A 22,925-nucleotide genomic window follows, 5' to 3' on the forward strand; every position below is an offset into this window, starting at 1 on the left:
CCGCTGCAGGTTTATGACTATAAGCATAGTTAACGAGTGACTAACGCACCATTTTTATTACGTAGAAATTAAGAGGTTATTTAATTTAGGAGGTTTAAGAACGTTTCAACAAAAAGATTAAAGCAGGTGCCCATACACACCTGCTTAAATATATTACTGCCAGTACGGCTCTATATCAAAAGACGCTAAACGGCTTTGCTCCATTGCACTGACTAAGTAATCTGACTTTTGATCTAGCCACTGTTGAATTTTAGCCAACTGCTCGTCTTCTTGTCCGCCACAAAGCTGCTTTAAATATTCCAGCGTGCTGAGCTCGTACATACCATGAGAAATATCCAGCCACGGCAGTCTAAATTCTAAGCGCTCTTCTTTGTCAAACAATGACCCTAAGCAATTACCGCTTAATAAGCTGTTTTCTAATTGGGTGCGTAAGCTTAAATAATCTTGTGCTGTAAGCGTTTGCTCTTTAGGAAGTAGCTTATCTAAATTTTGCCAATCTTTATTAAATAAACGTTTAGCAATTTTAGCTACTGGCTGCTCTGCCGCTTGTAGCTGAGTTTGCCCCCAAAACTTACGCCATTGTTTATCTACCAACCAGGTAGTTAACGACAGCAATAAACGGTTGTATCGCGCGCTTTGAAACAAAGCATTAATATCATCAATGCTTGGCTGTAGCTCTTTTAAATCGTTAATAACTTGCGCTAATGCAGGCGCTGCATTTATTTTTTTATAAAATGCATGGCGTTTAGATGTATAAGTTTTTAGCTGAATTGCATTTTCAACCCAGGCTAATTCACTTAACAGCCACTTTAACTCTGTTCTTAATTGCTCAGTACTCTCTTTACTTACAATATCGTCAAACAACCAAAAATTATGCCTAATTAAGCTAATGCCATCAGTCACACGTTTGAGCGTTTTTAAACTTGGTTTGTCAAAGTAACACTGCTCATGCTTTTGCACAAAACGAATACCAAAGTTCATGGCCTCTATTAGTGCTTGCTCTTGAGTTGCTTGTTTTTTTAATTTTACAAACCCAATAGACTTACTTGGTTTGAGCGGTGTTTCATCGGCTAGTCGGTAGCCTCTAGCTGCTTTTGAATAAAGCCCTAAACGAATACAGTTTTGGCTAACAAGTTTATCTGCCAAAGCAAATAGCTCGTCTCTGTTGCCCTCAACAAGCTCTATTTCTAGCTCGCTAATAATATCAACCTTACCTGATGCAGCTATTTCGCCTTTATCTAGCACGACTTCAATTTTTGCGCCATTTGGGGTTTCAATTAACCAAGTACGACGAATAAAGTTAGTGCTAAAAATAGGATATAAATTATCGCTAATAGCATTTACTTGCATACCATGAGGCCAAATAGCATTATTAAATGCTAATAAATCAGGACGGCTTGATTCAATGGGTAAGTTGTATTCAGGACGTTGGTGTAGCCCACCCACAACTTCGCCAGCAAGCTTTATTGTTTGTTCGCATTTACTGTCGGCACAGCGGGTTCTAAAACCTATATCAAGGGCTCTTAGCTCTCTACTTGGGGTATCGTAATAGGCATTTTGCAAACTACGTGAAGGTTTATTAATAACCGTTTTAGCAAATTGTGTGATTAGCGAGGGGATCAGTGGAACAACGGCATCTGATACCAAAAACTTCAGTTCTATCTCAGTATCCATTAGGGTTGAGGATTACCTTTAAAATAAATAAGTGCTCAAAATAAACAAAGCCACCTCATTTTGCAAATTTTTTAACCTTTTTGGCTGAGCAACGCCCGCACTGGGTTACAATATCAACCTTGCTATTAACGCGTTTAATCCATACTATCTCACTACTTATGTGAAAATCTCAATCACAACCACAACGGACACGGATAGACTAACAAGGTAGATAAATGCTAAAACACTGTTTACTAGGGCTACTTTTAACAGCCACCTCGTTTATAAGCCAAGCACAAGAAGCTCAAACAGCCAATTCATCAGATGCAAATTCAGCTTATATAATCGATAATCTATATACCTTTATGCGCTCTGGCGCAGGTAAAAACTACCGCTTACTTGGCTCTGTAGATGCGGGTACTAAATTAACCGTGCTATCAAAAGAAGAAAACGGCTTTATAAAAATAAAAGATGATAAAGACCGTGAAGGTTGGGTTGAGTCTAAATTTATATCGCAAACGCCAGGGCTTCATCAGCAGTATCAAACACTCAGTAGCGAAATGAGCACAGTGCAAAACAAACTACGCCAAGCACAAATTGAGCTACCTCAGTTACAAGAACATAATCAAAGCTTAACTAATCAAAACAAGTTGCTTAATCAACAAATTACTGAGCTGCAAACAACACTTGAACAAGAGCGTGCTCAAAAACAAGCTGCCACTGCAAAAGAAAAACGCCAACTACTTACTTATGGTGGCGCTATTGCTTTTATAGGTTTGTTTTTAGGTATTATACTTACCGTTGTACTTTCGCGCCGTAAGCGCTACGAAGGGTGGGCTTAATTAACCTAAACCTTGGTTAACTAAGTTTAATAGCCGCTGGCTAATCATTAAAAAAGCACCCTTAGGTGCTTTTTTAATGTGTGTAATGTATTGCAATAAGCATTTGGCTTTTAAACATCCAAACGTAAACCAGGATCCTGCTTAATTTTTTCTATTACCATGTAAGTATGGTGAGTACCTACTCCCGGAATGTCGACCAAGTCTCCTAGCACCTGTCGATACTCATCCATATCCGAGACCCTAATTTTTAGCAGGTAGTCGTACCCTCCCGCTACCATATCGCACTCTACAACTTGCTCAATTTTAAGTATATGCTCTTTAAATACTTTAAAAACGGCCGTGTTAGATGTCACCAGCGATACTTGCACATGCGCTACTAAGCTCTGATTCAGCTTTTGTTCGCTAAGCTTTGCAAAGTACCCTTCTATATAGCCTTCTTGCTCTAAACGTTTTACACGGTCAAGGCATGGACTAGGACTTAAATTAACCTGTTTTGCTAGGTTAACATTAGAAATTCTGCCGTTCTTTTGAAGAACGTCTAATATTGCTAAATCGATACGATCAAGCAGGCGTAATCTATTTGGACTTGTCATACAGAATTTTATACGGATAAGTTGAAAATATGCCCTGTAAATTATCGTAAATCGTGAAATTTAACCAGCATATTCTGCTGAAATTTAATTAGAATGCACGCATTACATCACTGGTAATTTATTGGTAGCAAAGTTGCTTTAGCTCAACAGCCCAAGCACATAAGTTTTGTTCTACTATTTACATATTAACATTCCTAAGGGTTGCTTATGTTATTCAATGGCGATTTGACAACAACCTGTCCTACAAGACAGAAAATTCGTGATTTTTACCGCATTGATGAAAATGCTGTTATTGATCATATTTTACCACTTGCAGAAGTGGGTGTTAAAGCACGAAGCCGTGCATGGGAAAGAGCTCGCCAGATTGTTTTAAACATTCGAAAAGATCAAGACGGTCAAAGCGGTGTAGACGCACTTTTAAATGAATTCTCACTCTCTAGTGAGGAAGGTGTAGTGTTAATGTGTTTGGCCGAAGCCCTACTTCGCGTACCAGACAAAGCCACGCAAGATACGTTAATTCGTGACAAGCTTGCTAAAGGTGATTGGAGTTCTCATTTAGGAAGCAGCGATTCTTTATTCGTTAATGCTTCTTCGTGGGGATTATTAGTAACCGGTAAAATGGTTAACTACACAGATAAAACCAAAGAACAGCAATTTGGCATGCTTAAAAAGACCATAGGTCGTTTAGGCGAGCCTGTGATTCGCAAGTCTGTAAACTTTGCCATGAAAATTATGGGTAAGCAGTTCGTTATGGGTCGCACCATTGACGAAGCCATTGAACGCGCTGCTGAAAAAGAGCAAAAAGGCTACGTTTACTCATACGACATGCTAGGCGAAGGCGCGCGCACAATGAAAGATGCCAAGCGTTACTTCGACAGCTACATGAACGCAATCCATGCAATTGGTAAAGCGGCAAATGGCCGTGGCCCAGTTAAAAGCCCTGGTATTTCAGTTAAACTTTCTGCTATTCATCCACGTTATGAATTCACGCATAAAGACCGCGTAATGGCCGAAATTGTACCTAAACTGAAAGAGCTCGCGCTTGCTGCTAAAAAATACGACATTGGCTTTACAGTTGATGCAGAAGAAGCTGACCGCTTAGATATTTCTCTAGATGTTATAGAAGCGGTATTTAGCGATGAAGATTTAGGTAACTGGCAAGGTTTTGGTTTAGCCGTACAAGCATACCAAAAGCGCGCTATTTTTGTTATTGAATGGGTAACTGAACTTGCTACTCGTGTAGGCCGTAAAATGATGGTTCGCCTTGTAAAAGGTGCCTACTGGGATACAGAAATTAAAACCACGCAACAAGATGGTTTAGAGCACTACCCAGTATTTACGCGTAAAGCAACTACCGATGTATCTTACAAAGCTTGTGCTATTAGAATGCTAGAAGCACGCGATGTACTGTACCCGCAATTTGCAACACACAACGCTTACACTGCAGCCACTATTTTAGAAGTTGCTAAAGGCGATAACACCGGATTTGAATTCCAGCGTTTACACGGTATGGGCGAATCTTTATTTGACCAAATCGTAAATGAAGAAAAAATTCAATGCCGTGTTTATGCACCCGTTGGCCAGCACGAAGACCTACTTGCCTACTTAGTACGTCGTTTACTAGAAAATGGCGCTAACTCATCGTTTGTAAACGCCATTGTTGATACCACTAAACCAGTTGAGTCGCTATTACCTGATCCAGTAGAAACACTGCAAGGTTTACGTAATAAGTACAATACGCAAATTAAAATGCCAATCGACTTATACGGCGATGAACGTGCTAACTCTAAAGGCATGGACTTAACCGATATTAATGTAATTACGCCATTCAAAGAAAACCTTGAAAGCTGGTTTAACGAGCATTTAATTGATCAAAGCCAAGTACCTGAAGGCGCATTAGCGGTTAAAAACCCAGCTAATCACAACGAAATCATCGGCCACGTTAAACTGCAATCTGGCGATGAGATGAAAGACATTTTGGCCAATGCAGAAGCGGCGTTTGAGTCATGGTCACAAACATCTGTAAAAGAGCGTGCTAATTTATTACGCCGCGTGGCAGATATTTTAGAGCGTCACCACGATGAGCTCGTCGCTATTTGTATTAAAGAAGCCGGTAAAATTGCGCAAGATGGTATTGACGAAGTACGTGAAGCCGTTGATTTTTGTCGTTACTACGCGGCACGTGCAGAAGAACTTGCAAGCGATGAGCGCTTTGAAGCACGCGGTGTAATTTTATGTATTAGCCCGTGGAACTTCCCGCTTGCTATTTTCTTAGGTCAGGTGGCCGCTGCCATTGTGACTGGTAATACTGTTATTGCAAAACCTGCAGAGCAAACAAGCTTAATTGCACTTCGCGCTATTGAGCTAATGCTTTCGGTTGGCTTACCAGAGCATGTAGTACAGCCGGTGATTGCCCGCGGTTCTGAGGTAGGTAAAACAATTGTACCTGATGAGCGTATTCAGGCTGTTATGTTTACCGGTTCTACAGAAACAGGCACACTGATTTCACAAACACTGGCTGCGCGTAACGATATTCAAGTACCGCTAATTGCAGAAACCGGTGGCCAAAACTGTATGATTGTGGACTCAACAGCGCTGCCAGAGCAAGTTGTTGATGATGTAATAAGCTCAGGTTTCCAAAGTGCAGGTCAGCGTTGTTCAGCACTGCGTGTATTATTTATACAAGAAGATGTAGCCGATGGCATTATAGAAATGCTTAAAGGCGCACTCGCCGAGCTGCATATTGGCGACCCGTCATTACTTTCTACCGATGTAGGCCCAGTAATTGATGAAAAAGCCCTTAAAACGCTAAATGATCATGTTGAATACTTAAAAGGTAATGCAACACTTCATTACGAATGTAAGATCCCTGATAACACCGAAAATGGCGCCTACTTTTTTGCCCCTCGTTTATACGAAATCGAAGATTTATCAGTACTTAAACGTGAAGTATTTGGTCCATGTGTGCACATTGTTCGCTTTAAAGCGAATGATATCGACAACGTGATTGACCAAATTAACAACACAGGTTACGGCTTAACAATGGGTGTTCATTCACGTATTGAAGAGCGTTGTGAGTACCTAGCTAAAATGTCGCGTGCGGGTAACGTATATATAAACCGCAACATGATTGGTGCCATTGTAGGTGTGCAACCGTTTGGTGGCCGTGGTTTATCTGGTACTGGCCCTAAAGCCGGTGGCCCTAACTACCTGCAGCGTTTAGTAAAAGAGAAAGCATCACCTGATAACGTGCAAATGACTAACCTAACGCCAGATGAGCTTGATTTACACCATTACAGCGGTGCAAACGAGCAAGTTGAAAAGCTGATGGCTAACTCAATGCGCGATGAGAAAATTTGGCGTGCAACACCGCTAAATGACCGTGTATCGGCTGTTCGTCAGTTGCTTGCTAAAGTAGCAACGGTCGAAATTATTGATGACTTAGCGGATGATTTGGCATTAACGCTTTCAGAAGCGCGTGCACAACTTAACCGTTTAGAAAAACACATGCGTAAGTTTACTACTTTGCCTGGGCCTACTGGTGAATCAAACACCTTGCACCTTGAAGCACGTGGTTGTGTAGTATGTTATGCAGATAAAAGCACGTCATTTAACTTTTGGGCGCTTTCAATCATCACAGCACTTGCTGCAGGTAATACAGTAATTACCGTAGCATCAGAGCTATTTTACGATGAAGCGGTAGCCTTTAAAGATAAGTTTATTGCCACAGGCGTTGCTGAGGGCGTGTTCCAGGTTGCAAAACCTAATCAGCTACAAGCTATTTTGGCTCACCCTCACTTAGCGGGTGCGGTGGTTGCTGCACGTTCATCTCGTTTAGGTTACTTCAGCCAACAACTTGCACAGCGTAAAGGCGCTATTTTGCCAGTAATTACTTCAGAGTATTACGATACGTTAATTAAGCGCTTAATTACTGAAAAAACGATCAGTATAGATACTACCGCATCTGGTGGTAATACTTCACTGATGACCCTAGTAGAAGATGACGAATAGCCCATCCAATACTAATTAACTAAAAATGTAAAAAAAGGCACTTAAAAAGTGCCTTTTTTTTTACCCTGCAACGTATAATGATGCTAATTTAAACAAAGACCCATTACAGAAGTAAAAAAAATTGAAAGTTATCTCTATTTCGCAATTACAGCCTGGCATGTTTGTTCAAAGTGTTACAAAACAAACTGGGCGCATTAAAATTAAAAACCAAGGCTGGGTTAAGACTCAGGCGAGTATCGATAAGCTCAAAAAAGCGGGCATTTTAGAAATAGAGATAGATCCAGATAAAACATTAACTACACCCGAGCCCGACACCCAAGCCCCAGTGCCTAAGGCAGAGATTAAAAAACGCGACCCTTGGCTTAAAGTTCACAGTAGCGAACAAGAAATGGGCAAAGCTAAAAAGCTCTACGACGAAGCTAAAACACTTCAACAAAAGGCCTTTGGCGACATAAAAGCGGGTAGAGATATAGACATAGCGCCTTTTAAAGAGCTTGCCAGTGGCTTTATGGACTCTATTTTTAGAAACCAAGATGCCCTAGCCTGCTTAACGCAAATGCGCCAAAAAGATGCTTACTTATTAGAGCACTCTATCAACGTTTCTATTTTAATGGGTATTTTTGCAAAGCACTTAGGCATAGAGCGCGACATTATTGTAGAGCTCACTACAGGTGCTTTGTTACATGACATAGGAAAAATTAAAATTCCTGACGAAGTGCTCAATAAACCGGGCCGCTTTAGTGATGACGAATTTAAAATTATGCAAAACCATGCTCTGTATTCTAAGCAAATTTTGGAAGAAGCAGGGTTAACGGGAATTGCTGTAGATATTGCCGGCCTACACCATGAGCGCTTAGACGGAAAAGGCTACCCGTTTGCCAAAAAAGGTGATGAGATAAGCCAATACGTACGTATGGCGTCAATTGTAGATGTATATGATGCACTTACGGCAGAGCGGGTATATAAAGCCGGTATGGAGCCTATAAAAGCGTTTAAAATTTTAAAAGATGGTTGCCCTGATAGCTTTGATGGTGAGCTACTTACTAAGTTTATCCAATGTATTGGCATTCACCCAGTAGGCACCTTAGTGCGCTTATCTAGCCAAAAAGTAGGCTTAGTTACACAGAGTAACCCTGAAACGCCTTTAAAGCCGGTGGTTAAAACATTTTATAGTGCTAAACACGGTCGCTACACGGAAATGCAAGATATAAACTTGGCAAATAAAAAAACAGCTGACAAGCTCGAATCAACCGTTAAGCCGACCGACTACAACATTGATTTAGAGCGCTTTTACAAAAACGCTATTTTACCCTGAGTTAAAAAGTAAAGCCGCAGTTTTGCGGCTTTACTTTATTAGCTGCGCTTTATTGCGGCCAATCCTGCAAAGCTTTAATACTGAATTCATAACCATCAAAATCAAGTACACTTTGCTCTGGGGTAATTTCGCGCACTGTTAGTGCCCCAATGCTCTCCCCTTCGTGTAGCTCTCTGCCATTAAGCTTTATCCAGCGTTTATCTGCACTTGAAGAGTATATATGTGCTTGGTATTTAATGCTTGGCAGCATGGCTTGTAAGCCATCTGGTAATAGCTCAACCGGTTTAACTCGAGATGAACTGCGAGAGGCCTGCGTTACTTCGTAATCTTGTTCTTGCTCCGAGTCTTTTATCGCTTGTGCAAAGGCATCTTTTAATTTACTCGGTACAGCATCAAGCTCCGGACTACTTTGCGGCGCTTGCGTGTGTGGCGTATTTTCACCATTCAGTGGTTTTCCAAGCACTTTGTACTTGCTCATATCTAAACCTGCTGAGCTTGTATTTTGTGCTTGCGGCTGCATAAATTGCGTGTTTTGGCCGTGTGCATTATAAGCAAGTGGATTATAGCTTTGCGTATTAGGTAGCTGTGCATTGTAAGTTTGCTGATTAAACGCATTTTGATTATACCCGTTAGCATTTATAGGGGGTTGCACATTGTAACCTGGTTGCTGCTGCGCCAGATTATCATTAATAGGGATATACTGCCCCTGTGGGGTAAGCAACATTTTTTGTACCCCGGTAGGTGTTTGTACATACACCAACTGCCCTTCAATCGTTGCTTTATTACTATTTTTTTCAGCCTCTGAAGAAGGTGATGTTACAGGCTTTTCGGCTTTATTTTGCGCTGTAGTTGGCTCATCTGTTACTGCTTGTTTTTGCTTTTTGCTATCAGTGCTAACAACATCAACCGTCTGGGTTGCGTTTAATAGTGCGCTGCTTTGAAACCACTTACCTGCTGTAAAGCCACCCGCTATAGCAATAAATGCTGCAATTGCGCCGCCAAGTAGCCACACCATTTTTTTATAGCGCGTAAGTGCTTGCTGCTGTTTTAACTGCGCTGACTGCAAATCATATTGCTCGGCGCTCATATCTGCTTGTTGAGATTGCTTTAATGCATCTAATAAATAAGACATAAATTACCTAACTATATAATAAACGACATGCCAACACCTACTGCAAACAAAGCAGCAAATGCTAAGTAATAATAAACACGGCCAGTGGATTTAGGTGCATTATTCTGCGCAGCCACAAAGTCCATAGGCAGTGATTCTTGGGCTGATTGTTTTATAATATCACTATCAACAATAAGCTGCTGCTTAGAAAAAGCCCCGACTAACGCGCGCTCACAGACTAAATTCATTAAGCGTGGAATGCCGCCAGTTAACTGATGTACAGCTTGCATCGCATCGAGCGAAAACACGCCTTTATCACACCCGGCAATATGTAAACGATGCTTTATATACGCAACTGTTTGCCCTTGGGTGAGCGGTAATAAATGATACCGTGCTGTAATTCGCTGAGCTAACTGCCTAAGCTCAGTACGTTTTAATAATGCCTGAAGCTCTGGTTGGCCCACTAAGACTATTTGTAACAGTTTTTTATGATCAGTTTCTATGTTAGTTAATAGTCGTAATTGCTCAAGCACATCGGGGGCAAGGAGCTGCGCTTCATCAATAATTAAAATTGTGTGCCCGCCCGCTTTGTTATTAGCCTCTAAGTGCTGCTTAATAATGTCGGTTAAACTTTTAAGGGTGGCATTTTGGGCATCGTAAGTAATGTTTAGCTCATCACAAATACTGGCCAAAAGCTCAAGCTCCGACAGCGCCGGATTATGGATCATTGCAACTTGAGTGTTCTCTGGCAGTTGCTCTAACATACTGCGGGTAATGGTGGTTTTGCCTGTTCCCACTTCGCCGGTTAGCAATACAAACCCGCCATCTTCGCCTAATCCATAGGTTAAGTGGGCAAGTGCCTCTTTGTGGCGTTCGCTTAAAAATAAATAATGGGGGTTGGGCGAGATCGAAAATGGCTTTTCGCTCAAGCCAAAGTAGCTTAAATACACCGCAATGTTCCTTCGTCATTAAAACTCGGCCTATAATGGCAAAAAAAACGACAAAGTAACAACGTTGTATGCGCTTTATTATTGAAATAACGTAAATTTATGTAAAACAAAAAAGCGCCGCTAAATTTAGCGGCGCTTTTGTATTAAAGCTAAGTGCTTGGCTATTTTATTTTACTTAGTTTTCGTAACGCACTAAACGTAAATACACGTCACTGGTTTTAGCATGTAAGCTATTAAGCCCGCTATCAAACTGGTAAACCCATGCTGAGCTCATCGTGCTTACCCCTGAGGTATTACTCCAGTAGTTTTGCAATTTAGTGCCTAAAAACACCTCTTCGTTAATACTTGGCTCGGTGCAGCTGTGCTCTAAAATACTGGCAAGCTCTTTAATATTAGGCACCTGCCAATCGTCGTAATCGGCAGTGGTGTCGTTTTCTGCGCCTCTAAGTGCTTCTTGCCAATTAAGTGACGGAGAAGAGCCTGTACATGTTTCAGTGTCGCTATCGTAAACTTGTCCGTAGCTACAACGTTGCCACATTAGGCCTGTTTCTGTATCTAACACTGTGCCATCGTCATTAAGGGTGAAGCGTGTGGTTAGTGTTGTTGTATCCGCCCCGTCGTAACACGTTTGCGCTGCGGCTAGTTGAAAGCTTGCGCTAAATACAGCCATTGAAAATAGTAAGCATGTTTTCATGATTTTCTCCTATCGGCTTCTGACTAAACGTACATACGCGTACTTTTCTTTCGGGTAGGCTAAGTCATTCCCGTTGCTCATATCAATAATGTACGCTTGCGATAAGCTGGTACCATCGGCTGCAGTTTGCGATGTCCAGTACGGTAAATTCACATCATCTATAGCGCCTGCTTCTGGCATATTTGGAAAAAACGCTTCATCAATTAATACGTTTTCGCCCTGCTTGCCATAATCTATTAAGCTCAACAGCTCAGTGTAAGTTGGTAAGCGCCAATTGGTACCGCCGCAAAAATCTAAGTCGTTCACTTCATTTATATAGGTTTGCACACCACAGCTTGTATCATCTGGGCAGGTGGTATTAGCGGTACTGGTATCGGTAAAGGTTGTCGTGCCTAAATCCCAAAAGTAATGATTTTGGCCATCGCGTAAGGTGGTATTAGGTAATGTACCTGATTCTACACTTTTCACTTCCCATACAAGCCCCGTTACGTTGTCGCGTATACAAGTAAAGTCGTCACTATCATCAGCTACTTCATCAGCAAACTGATTTAGCTTAGTGTAGTCAAACGCAAGGTTACCTTGGCCTGCTTTATCGAGTTGGTTGGCAAAGCTGTCTCGACCAAGCTCTGCATCTTGACCCGGAAAGTCACTACTTTGGCAATTGATACGCTGCGTATTGTTATAACACTCGCCTAGGCCACTGTCGTTAATTAACCCTAATGCTTTTGGTGATACGTCAATAAATACGGTATCGGTGTCAGTGCGCCCTTTAGAATCAGTAACAGTGACTTCAAAGCTCAATGTGGTATCTAAATCAACGTCGGAGGCAAAAAATGTCGTGGTACATTGGCTAGTATTTGCCAGCGTTTCGGCATTGCCCGTTAATTGTTGCCAGCTACATGAAAACGTATCTGTCAGGGTGTCACTTTCACTTGCATCTAAGGTCACTTCCTCAAATTCTTCAACGTTTTGGTCATCTCCGGCATTGGCCACAACCAGCTCGTCTGTTTTATTTAATGTCATACTGTATTCAGTACTTGCCTCGCCGCCCTCGTCGTCGGTAACGCTTAATTGCCATATTAAATTAGTATTTGATTCAAGCAGCGGGTGGCTAAAACTTACCGTAGAGTTGTCAAAGTCGGTTACATCTAAATCAGGGCCTGAAATTAATTGCCACTGATAGCTATTAATTTGGCCATTTTCATCAGGGTCGCTCGACTCTTCAGCACTTAACGTTACGGTGTCGTTATAGGTTGAAGGTAGTGTTTCTGGGGCTGTTTGACTAACAACAGCAAGCGGTAATTGATTACTTGAGGTAATAAATATGCTCACGTTGTCACTAACTAAGCTGCCATTATCTGTTTGATAGCTTACAGATAGTACAAGTTCACTATCGGCTTTAACATCGGGCGCAGTAATTGTTTGCTCTGCACCTTCAAGCGGGAAGCCGTCCACAGATGGCCCGCTAACGCGCTGCCAAGTAAAGGTACCGTCGGCTGGTGAGCCTTGTGCGGAGATTGTAAACTCTGTTTTTTCTACAACCTGAAGATCGGTTCCGGCATTAACCGAGGTTTCAACAGCAGAGTCATCACTACCGCTGCCTCCACCGCCACAGGCAGCCAATAAAAAACAAGATATAAGGGGAGTAAAAGCAAACGCTTTCATAAAACGCACCTATAATGTCAAATAATTACTATAGTGTAATCACTAGCAATAAAGGTGCCATTTAGAGTTATACCAATTCGCTTAATTAAGTGAACCATTTTGAGGCTGGAAAACGTGTCGCAAAATGATTAAGCATTATTGCGGATTGGTATTACATATACGTATCTTGATGAATACGCACAAACAGCTTAGTGCCTATTTTTGAGTAATCTACTTTGTATTCACGCCCATCAAGCGCCTGAATAAACAACAGCTGTTTTTCTTCGCCAAAAATATCAGCGCTACTTACATTAACAATTTCAAGGTAACGCTCTTTGGCATCACGCCGGTTTTTAGGTAGGTCCTCTTTAAATGGCTCCAAACCATTTTGAGTTACCTTTATACGTGGGTGCTGCTCTGCATTTACAATGACTAGATCAAGCTTTTTATCTTTATGGATGATGGTATTGCGACCACTCTTTATAAAAGATCTTTCTTGGCTCATTATTTTTCCTACTATCGCATTTAGTGTCCAACTTGCGATGCTATAAACCGTTCAGGTGCGCGTTTCCATTTATTTAAATCGGCACTGAACGACCAAATGTCTGTCTCTAATACACTTGCGGGTAACAGTAAATTATATCCCGTTAACAACTCAAGGTGCTTGGCTCTGTTAGCAAACATAGCTATAAGTCCAGTATAGCTAAATCCTTTAGGTGAGGTGTATTGTGTCTCTTCTATTAACCATTCTGATGGGCAATTGCCATTTTTGCAATGTTTTTGAACAGCTTGCATAAATAAATTACGCTGCTCTATCAGTAGTTTTCCGGCAATGCGTGGGTGTATAGCGCTTAAAAATTCGTCCATATCATTGAGTTTTAAACCTACTGCGTTTAATTCAAGGTGTTCAAGGCCGTCAGCCACCTTAGGAATACCGCTGTGGTGTAAGTTACTAACATGTAACTGCCACTGGCCATACTTATGCTGATACACAAGTAAGGACTCACTAAGCACTAAACTGTAATAAGGTTCCTGCGTTTTTAAAAAACCAATAAAAATAGCAGCTATGCACATGCTTACTAAAAAAATTTCTATTAAGCTAATTTCACCCGGGCGCAGTAAATTAAACAGCATAATAAATACTAATCCTACGCTGCCTACAGTAAGTACTTCAATGCCATTGCGCGCCCCTTGCGCCCTGTATTTTATTATTGAACTTGGCTTACCCATATTGGTAAAAAGCCATATAAAATAAAAACATAACAATACCCCAAAGTATTATTTTTCTCATTGTTAAACAGGTTTTACACTGCGGTGGTTGCTTCATCGTTTTATCATAATTTTAGTGTTAAATGGGAACAAGTAATTAGTCTCATAAATTTTTACGCCTAACGCACAAATTTATGAGACACATAACCGCCTTTTCACGGTCTTATTTCGTACAATACTTACAATTTATTTTCAGGTATGAAAACGATGTATTCAAAACAGTCAGGTAAAGCTCTTTTTCCATTTTTAATTACGCTTCTTGTTATTTTAAGTGTGTACTTATATTTGCCATCTAGCCATGGTGAACAATCTAATTCAAGTGATACACCCACACAGGTAATGGCTCATACGGTATCATCTCAAGAAAACACCGTTATGATTGAAGCCATAGGCAGTGCACGCGCAAACCAAGCAATTTATATAAAAAGCGCACAAAGCGATTATGTTACACACATATATTTTGAAGATGGCGACTTAGTAAGTAAAGGCCAACGCCTTGTGCAGCTGCAAAATCAGCAAGAACAATACGCTGTAAAAGAGCTAGGCATTAATTTAAAAGAAGAAAAACGTCAGTTAAGCCGCCTTACTGAGCTTTCTCGTACGCAATCTACCGCTAAATCATTATTAGAAGAGCAGCTTTCTCGCGTAGATGCCACGCAAGCCCAACTAGAAAGCGCTAAAACCAAACTTGATGAAATGCTAATTACCGCGCCGTTTTCTGGCTTATTAGGCAAACGAGAAGTGTCGGTTGGTGCTTATGTAAGTAGCGATACAATTATTACAACGCTTGATGATATTAGTATTATAAAAGTTGACTTTAAAGTCCCTGAAAAATATTTATCTCAACTTAACCTAGGCATGAAAGTACATACTCAAAACGATGCCTACCCAGGGCGCACTTTTACCGGCAAAGTGACCCATATTAGTTCTCGTATCGACTCGATTACTCGCAGTGTAGAAGTAACCGCAAGCTTTGCTAATAAATCCGGGTTATTACGCCCTGGTATGCTTTTAAACACCGCTTTGGAGCTTAGTAGTAATCAGGCGCTTATGGTGCCAGAAAAAGCCGTGATCCCACTGCAAGATAAACATTTTGTATACCAAGTTAAAGATGGTATTGCCAACAAGGTAGAAGTGCATGTTGCTGGCAGAAATAACGGCTGGGTAGCGATTGATGAAGGCCTTAGCGATGGCGAGCAAGTGATTACCGAAGGCATTATTAAAATTCGCCCTGGAAGCAAAGTAAGTGTTGAGGGTTAATCGGTGAAAATTACAGATACGAGTGTTAAACGCCCTGTTTTTGCCATAGTAATTAACTTACTACTGCTAACATTTGGCTTGGTGGCTTTTTCGATGCTACCACTTAGAGAATACCCTGATATTGAAACCCCTATTGTCAGTATTAGTACTGACTACACTGGTGCTTCGGCAGAAATAGTCGAGACAAAAATAACGCAAATATTAGAAAACCGGATATCGGGTATTGAAGGCATTAAAAGTATTAATTCTTCAAGCAGAAATGGGCGCTCTAATATCGTTATTGAGTTTGATATAAGCCGTGATATTGACGCAGCCTCAAACGATGTACGAGAGCGAGTTGCTCGCGCACTAGACAACCTACCAGAGCAAGTGCGCCCACCAGAGGTATCTAAGTCAAACAGCGACGAGAGCCCTATTGCTTGGTTTGTACTTAACAGTGAAACCATGAACTCGCTGCAATTGAGCGATTATGCACAGCGCTTTATTGTCGACCGATTAGCCGTTGTAGATGGCGTTTCAAATGTACGTATTGGTGGTGAGCGTCAATACGCCATGAAAATTTGGCTAAACCGCCAAGCCATGGCCGCTCGAGGGATCACTTCAAGTGATATCGAAAACACCCTACGCAGCGAAAACGTAGAGCTACCAGCAGGTGAAATTGAATCTATCGACCGCGACTTTACCGTACGTACAGCGCGTAGCTATAAAGACCAACGTGATTTTCAAAACTTAGTTATTAAACGCGGTGAAGACGGCTACCTTGTACGTTTAGGTGAAGTTGCCGATGTACATTTAGAAGCCGCCGACGATGAAAGCCTGTTCCGTGGTAACGGCCGTAACATGATTGGCCTTGGCATAGTAAAGCAAGCTAAAGCAAACACCTTAACAGTGGTAGACAACGCCCGCAGTGAACTTGAAAAAATAAAACGTAATTTGCCAGAGGGCACCACTATTCAAGACAGCTACGATTCGTCTATTTTTATTAAAGAGTCAATCAACGAAGTATATAGCACCCTTGCCATTTCTATGGGGTTAGTGGTGTTAATAATATTTATCTTTTTAGGTAATATTCGCGCTACGCTTATCCCTGCTGTTACTGTGCCTGTAGCACTTGTTGGCAGCTTTATGTTTTTACTTGCCATGGGTTATTCAATCAACTTATTAACCTTACTTGCGCTGGTATTAGCAATTGGTTTGGTTGTAGATGACGCCATTGTAATGCTTGAAAATATTCACCGTCGGATTGAGCTTGGCGAACCACCTTTATTAGCGGCTTTTAGAGGTGCCCGCGAAGTAGGCTTTGCAATTATTGCGACAACGCTTGTGCTTATTTCGGTGTTTGTACCTTTAGTATTTATGGATGGGCGAATTGGCGCCTTGTTTACAGAGTTTGCAATGGCTGTAAGTGCCGCGGTGTTTTTCTCTAGTATTACTGCCCTTACCCTATCGCCTGCGCTGTGCTCTAAAGTTTTAAAAGCGTCAGAAAAAGAAAGTAAATTTAGCCAATGGATGGACCGTGTTTTTAGCAAAGTTGAAAACAGTTACCGCCAATCGCTTACCTCAAATATGACCAAAAAATGGGGCTTAATGATAAGCCTAGTACTTGCTGGTTTTGTTAGCTACTCGTTGTTTTTACAAGTGCCCTCTGAGCTTACGCCAAAAGAAGACCGCGGTACCTTTTTTATTATGATGAGCGGCCCTGAAGGCGCAAGTTATGAAAATAACGCAGCCAATATGGCTAAAATAGAAGAGCGCCTGCTTCCTTACTCAGAAGCTGGCGAATTAAGCCGTGTTTTAGTGCGCGTACCGGGCTGGGGCGGCAGTGGCGGTGTTGCTATCGTTGGTATGGCCGATTGGGATAAGCGTAAGCGCTCTACCTGGGAAGTTATGGACGAAATAAGCGCCAAAATGACCGAAGTAACAGATGTACGTGCCTTTGCTATTATGCGCCGTGGTATTGGCGGTGGTGGCTCTTCTCGCCCGATTGAGTTTGTACTACAAGGTAACGATTACGAACAACTTGCTGATTGGCGCGACCGCATTATAGAGCGCGCAGAAAAAAATCCAGGCTTGGTAAGAATCGATCACGACTATAAAGAGACCTTTCCACAATTTTTAGTCAGCATAGATAAAAACAAAGCCGCCGATCTAGGTGTGTCAGTATCAGATGTAGGTACCACGCTTGAAACCATGCTAGGGCAGCGCCGTGTTACCACCTTTATTGACCGTGGTGAAGAATACGATGTAATTTTAAAAGGCACTAAACAAGACTTTACAAACCCTACTGATATTTCAAATATTTACCTTAAATCACGCAGTGGTGAGCTGGTCCCACTAGATAGCCTTATAAGCTTAAAAGAAGAGGCCACAGCATCGCGCTTAAACCGTTATAACCGAATGCGCGCCATCACACTAAGCGCTAATCTAGCGGATGGTTATACACTTGAACAAGCACTTAACTTTTTAAACAAAGTAGCCGCTGAGGAAAACGACATTGACGGCGCTGTAGATTATAAAGGTGAATCACAATTATATTACGAAGGCGCATCGGCCATGACCTATGTATTTGTGCTTGCCCTGACTGTGACCTTTTTAGTTTTAGCAGCGCAATTTGAAAGTTTTATGCACCCGTTTGTCATTATGCTAACAGTACCACTTGGCCTAATGGGCGCCATGTTTGGCCTATGGGCAACTGGCTTAACGCTTAATATTTATAGCCAAATTGGTATTGTAATGCTGATAGGTTTAAGCGCTAAAAATGGTATTTTAATAGTCGAATTTACCAACCAACTACGCGATAAAGGCGTAGAATTTAGCGAGGCTATTTTGCAAGCGGCCACTCAGCGCCTGCGCCCAATAATAATGACCTCTCTGACTACGGTAATGAGCGCTGTGCCTTTAGTATTGGCATCAGGCCCAGGCGCAGAGAGCCGCATGGTAATTGGTGTGGTGGTATTTACAGGGGTTATTGTATCAACATTGCTAACGCTTTATGTTGTGCCTGCGGCGTATTATGCCCTAGCCCGCAACACACAGTCGCCAGAATTTTTACAGCAAAAATTAAATAAGCAAGCCGACTCTCACCCGCTAAAAGACAGCGATGAAATTTAACTGAGCTTACACTGCGCCGTAACTTGCTGTTACGGCGTATTCAATTTATGCTCGCCTTAATACTGTAACATACATAATTAGGACAACTTATGAGCACATCAACACAACTAGCAACATTTGGTGGAGGCTGTTTTTGGTGTATAGACGCTGCATTCAGACGAGTAAAAGGTGTACTAAACGTAAGCTCAGGTTACACCGGCGGTAATACCGACAACCCCACGTATAAATCAGTCTGCTCTGGTACAACAGGCCATGCTGAGGTTGTGCAACTGGAATTTGACAGCGCTGTAGTGAGTTTTGAAACACTGCTTAGCATGTTTTTTACGTTACACGATGCCACCCAATTAAATCGCCAAGGTAACGATATTGGCACACAGTATAGAAGTGTTGTTTATTACCACAACGATACACAATTAAATCAAACCAATGAGATGATAGCCCAGCTACAAAACCATATTAGCGAGCCAATAGTGACAGAGGTTAGCCCTGCTACCACATATTACCCAGCGGAGCATTATCATCAAGATTACTACAACGAAAACCCACAGCAGGGTTACTGTAGTATTTTAATTGCGCCTAAGTTACACAAGTTTGAAACTGTATTTAAAGAATTTTTAGCTGACTAGCTAATTTGCGTTGTTAAAACAATTCTAAATACACATTAAAAAGCCCGATATAAATCGGGCTTTTGTATATTAAAAAAACGCTATTAAAACTGATAGCTTGCACCTACAAAAAAGCGGCGCTCTGGGGTGTTGTAGTAATATACGTCACCGCTTGTAAAGTCAGCTCTTGAGTCAACCACATTGTAATCTCTGTCAAATAGGTTCTCTACACGAAGCGACAGCTCAATATTATCGTTTACATGATACTTACCCGCTAGGTTCCAAAGTGTATACGATCCTAGGCGCGTTACTGCCCCCTCGCGATCACTGCGGTATTGCATATTAATGCGAGCATCAAAATCACCAAATTGCTTTGCGATTTCCCAATTAACAGTGCGCTTGGCAACATTGCGTAGCTCATCACCGGTTTGTTTGTTTTCGGCACTTAAGTATGCAAAATTAAAGTGGCTATCAAACCCTAAAATTTGTTGTGTAAGGCTAAACTCAACCCCTTCATAGCGAGCTTCGTTTATATTAGCTAACGCAAAGTTTTCATCGTAATCAATTTTATCTTCGATGTCGTTTCTAAAAATTGCAAAATCGACTTGTGTACTGTCAAAATTAACATTTACACCAAGCTCGCGGTTTATTGATTTTTCAGGTTGGAGATCTGGATTACCAAAATTTGGGTAGTATAAATCGTTAAATGTTGGCGCTTTAAAACCTGTGCTTTGACTAATTCTAAATGTTGAATTTTCAGATAAATGATAACCAGCCGCCGCAGTATAGGTTGTTTCATCACCAAACTGTTCATCGTCGTCTTGACGAAGAGTTAAATTGGCAAGCACAGTGTCGGTGCCGTAATAAGCCCCAACAAACACTGCCAATACATCGCGGCTATCCTCATCAAATGCTTGCGAGCTGTGCGATACATCATCGTTATACCAATTAACGCCGCCGCTAATATTAAGCGCATTTGTTAAGCGGTATTGGCCGCTGTAATCTACTTGCGAGCGTTTAGTAATAAACGTACTGGTTATTGGCCCGCCGGTAAAAAAGTCCACATATGTACTGTCAGAATCATCGGTTGCAAAAGCAACATCTATAGCATGAGATTGGTTAGTGTAGTTTTTGCTCCACTTCGCCGACAGTTGATAGTTTTTAAAATCCCCTCTTTCAACCGTGCTCGTTGCAGGGCTAAAGCTGCTATCGTAATCCGCGTAGCCTTCGCTGTACTGGCCTAGTAGCTTAAAGTTACCGTAGTGTGCATCTGCATAGTTTACTTTAAAGCCTACGTTTTTATTTTCATAGCTGTCGTCATCAGGCGCTATACCTTGTAATGCATCAAAACCATCGGTTTTTTCAAAGCCTGCATTAAATGCGCTAACAACTTCATCTGATTTTACTGAACCTGCAAGCTGATAGTTTTGATAAGCGTTAGAGCCAAATGTGGCATCAAGTGATACATTGCTCGCTTCACGCGTTATTATATTAATAACCCCAGCTAATGCATCTGAGCCATACACAGCTGCACGCGAGCCTTTTATGATCTCTATTCGCTCAATACTATTTAGCGGCACGTTACTTAATGCTTTTTGTCCTAGTGTGGCTGAGCCCGTGCGTACACCATCAATTAAAATTAGCGTATCGCCAGAACCTGTACCACGTAAAGACACGCCCGACGTTTGGCCAAAACCACCATTAGGGTTAATTTGAAAACCCACCTGTGTGCTTAGTAAGGTTGGTAAATCGCGTACATTGCTTGCATCTATTTCGGCGCGTTCAATTACATTAACGCTCGCTAATACATTATTTATTGATTGTTCAAATTTATTAGCGGTAACAGTGATTTTTTCAATTGGGCTTTGTGCAGCAGATACAGAAAAAGACAGCGCAGCCGAGATAGCAACGCCAAGAGTTGTTTTATTTAGCATGATGTTCCCTATCTTTGCCCACCGCAAAGATTTAAGTAAGTAAGATTACTTCAAGGCCGGTCTCCGGACTCAGTAAACACATAAATGCGTTAATACTTTACCGTTGCGGGGGCAGTGTTGGGATTGCTTTTATCATAAAGGCGCACCAACTTCCCGATTATCTCGCTGTTAGTTTTAATACTTTAAACCCTGTATTTAGCAACCAGCAAGCACCTTGAAAATAGGCGGTTATTGTGAGCAGTTTGTTTACAAATGTCAACGGACGTCTATATAGCTAAAGGTTAAATTATTCATTCCCAGTAAAGCTGGATGTTACGCCGTATGAACTTAAAAGCGCTGTGATTTTAGGTTTTATTTCAGGCGAATTTAAAAGCTTATCCATTTGTTTTACCGTAATTTTACTGCGCACAGGATTAACTAAAAAATGAGTATCGTATATAGCATCTGGGGTATTACTCTTATAAAGCAGGTTCATATTAAAAATGTTGTTCTTTTTAAAGTATTGATAAGCTATGTTATTTAACACCCCTACATCGGCACGCTTTAATAGCAGCATTTTAACAACGTTAAACTCATCGATTGTTAAACTAACTTGGTGTTCATCACTTAAATATTGTGCATCGGTTTTAAAATCAGCAAAACGATAGGAATACCCCAATACCCCCGCTTTTGTTAAAGCATGTAAGTCATCGAAATAGCTTTGCTTTTGGGTGTTTTGTGCCAGCGTATAGAACTCATTTTTAGCAATAACATAAAAGCTCGTTTCCTGTAAGGCACTTCTTGCTACCTCAGGCACCCATTGCATAGCCATTAAAAATAACATGTCGAATTCCCCCCATTCGACCCACTTTTTGAGCCTTTTTACAGGCAAAGAGTTAAGAGTAAATTTATATTCGCTTTGAGAGTCATTGAGTATTTTTACAAACTCAGGCGCTAACCCTTGCTCTTTTTCGGCATTAATAATAATTGGAAAGTAACCGTCCTCTACCAACACATCTACATTTATTGGCTTGGCAAAACTAAACTTACTGCACGCAATAATAATTATAAAAACAAAAAACTTAAGCATTCAAAGCCTTTAACAGTCGCTATTAAGTAATATTGATATTAAGAATAGCCTAATATACGCAACTGCGTGATAAGCAGGTTTAATAATGCATTTAAATAACGTTAAAAGAATATGGAATAACAGTAGAGTAATTTTACGTAGGTAAAAGGGGTTTAGGCTTGCGAGTAAGTAAAGGCTGTAATTAGGGCGGGGTAAAATGTGTGGCTAATATATTTAATAACCACACATTTAAATTTTCACTTTAAAACACTAAAGACACTTAGCTAATTAATCGCGAAAGTTTTTAAACTGGAAAGGCTGGCCTAAATCTGCAGTGCGAACGACTTGCATAGCGGCTTGTAAATCGTCACGCTTTTTACCCGTTACACGTACTTCTTCACCTTGAATAGCAGCTTGTACTTTTACTTTTGAGTCTTTAATGGCTTTAACTACTTTTTTAGCCATGTCTTTCTCAATGCCTTGTTTAAGTGCAACATTACGAAACACATTTTTACCAGCACGAGTGATGTCTTGCAGCTCCAAGCTTGCTACGTCCATACCACGCTTAGAAATTTTACCTGCTAAAATATCAAACAATTGCATAACTTGTGAGTCAGCTTCTGCTTTTAGTTTAATTGTTTTGTCGTTTAGCTCAATTGATGCGTCAACACCTCTAAAGTCAAAGCGCGTTTCTAGCTCACGGTTGGCGTTATCTACTGCATTTTTAGCTTCGTTCATTTCTACTTCTGATACGATATCAAATGAAGGCATTGGGTTCTCCTAACTATTAAATCTAAATTTATGCGCCGATTATAACGCTAAAATTATAAATCTTTACATTTTTCTGCCAGTTGTTCAGGTGCGATACTAATTTAGTTTGATATA

At 41.1% G+C, this 22,925-nt stretch carries 17 protein-coding genes and 1 riboswitch; of the genes, 6 read left to right on the forward strand and 11 right to left on the reverse strand.

The window, feature by feature from the left end:
* Nucleotides 1-153 precede the first annotated feature (153 nt).
* Entirely contained in the window at nt 154-1,674 is a 1,521-nt protein-coding gene (locus tag NQT65_RS06290; RefSeq protein ID WP_138684410.1) for a CYTH and CHAD domain-containing protein, read from the reverse strand.
* Nucleotides 1,675-1,889: 215 nt separating this feature from the next.
* Between NQT65_RS06290 and NQT65_RS06295 the strand changes: the two genes are divergently transcribed.
* Nucleotides 1,890-2,495, forward strand: a complete 606-nt coding sequence (locus tag NQT65_RS06295) for a TIGR04211 family SH3 domain-containing protein (RefSeq protein WP_054983196.1) — start codon at nt 1,890-1,892, stop codon at nt 2,493-2,495.
* A 110-nt stretch (nt 2,496-2,605) separates the two neighbouring features.
* On the opposite strand, the gene NQT65_RS06300 is transcribed toward NQT65_RS06295, so the two are convergent.
* Complete coding sequence (locus tag NQT65_RS06300; RefSeq protein WP_004587169.1) at nt 2,606-3,088, reverse strand: winged helix-turn-helix transcriptional regulator; 483 nt, start codon at nt 3,086-3,088, stop codon at nt 2,606-2,608.
* A gap of 207 nt (nt 3,089-3,295) precedes the next feature.
* On the opposite strand from NQT65_RS06300, the gene putA reads away from it, so the two are divergent.
* Nucleotides 3,296-7,099, forward strand: coding sequence for a bifunctional proline dehydrogenase/L-glutamate gamma-semialdehyde dehydrogenase PutA (putA, locus tag NQT65_RS06305; protein ID WP_256850732.1), 3,804 nt, complete (start codon nt 3,296-3,298; stop codon nt 7,097-7,099).
* Between the two features lie 121 nt (nt 7,100-7,220).
* Complete coding sequence (locus NQT65_RS06310) at nt 7,221-8,414, forward strand: cyclic di-GMP phosphodiesterase (RefSeq protein WP_138684408.1); 1,194 nt, start codon at nt 7,221-7,223, stop codon at nt 8,412-8,414.
* 49 nt (nt 8,415-8,463) lie between these two features.
* Here the strand turns inward: NQT65_RS06310 and NQT65_RS06315 are convergent, their stop codons facing one another.
* From NQT65_RS06315 to NQT65_RS06340, 6 genes are all read right to left on the reverse strand, one after another.
* Nucleotides 8,464-9,546, reverse strand: a complete 1,083-nt coding sequence (locus NQT65_RS06315; RefSeq protein WP_256850733.1) for a general secretion pathway protein GspB — start codon at nt 9,544-9,546, stop codon at nt 8,464-8,466.
* Between the two features lie 11 nt (nt 9,547-9,557).
* Nucleotides 9,558-10,475, reverse strand: a complete 918-nt coding sequence (locus NQT65_RS06320) for an ExeA family protein (protein WP_024034318.1) — start codon at nt 10,473-10,475, stop codon at nt 9,558-9,560.
* Nucleotides 10,476-10,650: 175 nt separating this feature from the next.
* Entirely contained in the window at nt 10,651-11,169 is a 519-nt protein-coding gene (locus NQT65_RS06325) for an Lcl C-terminal domain-containing protein (protein ID WP_256850734.1), read from the reverse strand.
* Nucleotides 11,170-11,178: 9 nt separating this feature from the next.
* On the reverse strand, nt 11,179-12,834 hold the full coding sequence (locus tag NQT65_RS06330) for an Lcl C-terminal domain-containing protein (RefSeq protein ID WP_256850735.1): 1,656 nt from the start codon (nt 12,832-12,834) through the stop codon (nt 11,179-11,181).
* 151 nt (nt 12,835-12,985) lie between these two features.
* A complete protein-coding gene (locus NQT65_RS06335) occupies nt 12,986-13,318 on the reverse strand; it encodes a hypothetical protein (protein WP_024034321.1) in 333 nt (110 codons plus the stop codon).
* Between the two features lie 20 nt (nt 13,319-13,338).
* Nucleotides 13,339-14,043, reverse strand: coding sequence for a DUF2982 domain-containing protein (locus NQT65_RS06340; RefSeq protein WP_004587177.1), 705 nt, complete (start codon nt 14,041-14,043; stop codon nt 13,339-13,341).
* A gap of 246 nt (nt 14,044-14,289) precedes the next feature.
* Between NQT65_RS06340 and NQT65_RS06345 the strand changes: the two genes are divergently transcribed.
* The 3 genes from NQT65_RS06345 to msrA all read left to right on the forward strand — a co-directional run bounded on the left by NQT65_RS06345 (nt 14,290) and on the right by msrA (nt 19,079).
* Nucleotides 14,290-15,342: an efflux RND transporter periplasmic adaptor subunit gene (locus NQT65_RS06345; RefSeq protein ID WP_126006201.1), complete on the forward strand. Its 1,053-nt coding sequence runs from the start codon at nt 14,290-14,292 to the stop codon at nt 15,340-15,342.
* A gap of 3 nt (nt 15,343-15,345) precedes the next feature.
* Nucleotides 15,346-18,453: an efflux RND transporter permease subunit gene (locus NQT65_RS06350; protein WP_256850736.1), complete on the forward strand. Its 3,108-nt coding sequence runs from the start codon at nt 15,346-15,348 to the stop codon at nt 18,451-18,453.
* Nucleotides 18,454-18,542: 89 nt separating this feature from the next.
* On the forward strand, nt 18,543-19,079 hold the full coding sequence (msrA, locus tag NQT65_RS06355; RefSeq protein ID WP_256850737.1) for a peptide-methionine (S)-S-oxide reductase MsrA: 537 nt from the start codon (nt 18,543-18,545) through the stop codon (nt 19,077-19,079).
* A gap of 83 nt (nt 19,080-19,162) precedes the next feature.
* On the opposite strand, the gene NQT65_RS06360 is transcribed toward msrA, so the two are convergent.
* The 3 genes from NQT65_RS06360 to NQT65_RS06370 form a co-directional block, all read right to left on the reverse strand.
* Nucleotides 19,163-20,992 (reverse strand): TonB-dependent receptor domain-containing protein, encoded by a 1,830-nt coding sequence (locus tag NQT65_RS06360; protein WP_256850738.1) that lies wholly within the window; start codon nt 20,990-20,992, stop codon nt 19,163-19,165.
* A 49-nt stretch (nt 20,993-21,041) separates the two neighbouring features.
* Nucleotides 21,042-21,211, reverse strand: a riboswitch (cobalamin riboswitch).
* 67 nt (nt 21,212-21,278) lie between these two features.
* Nucleotides 21,279-22,061, reverse strand: a complete 783-nt coding sequence (locus NQT65_RS06365) for a transporter substrate-binding domain-containing protein (protein ID WP_256850739.1) — start codon at nt 22,059-22,061, stop codon at nt 21,279-21,281.
* 267 nt (nt 22,062-22,328) lie between these two features.
* A complete protein-coding gene (locus tag NQT65_RS06370) occupies nt 22,329-22,811 on the reverse strand; it encodes a YajQ family cyclic di-GMP-binding protein (protein WP_004588518.1) in 483 nt (160 codons plus the stop codon).
* Between the last annotated feature and the right edge of the window lie 114 nt (nt 22,812-22,925).

Origin of the sequence: Pseudoalteromonas agarivorans (genome assembly GCF_024518735.1) — a bacterium.
Lineage (GTDB): Bacteria > Pseudomonadota > Gammaproteobacteria > Enterobacterales > Alteromonadaceae > Pseudoalteromonas > Pseudoalteromonas atlantica.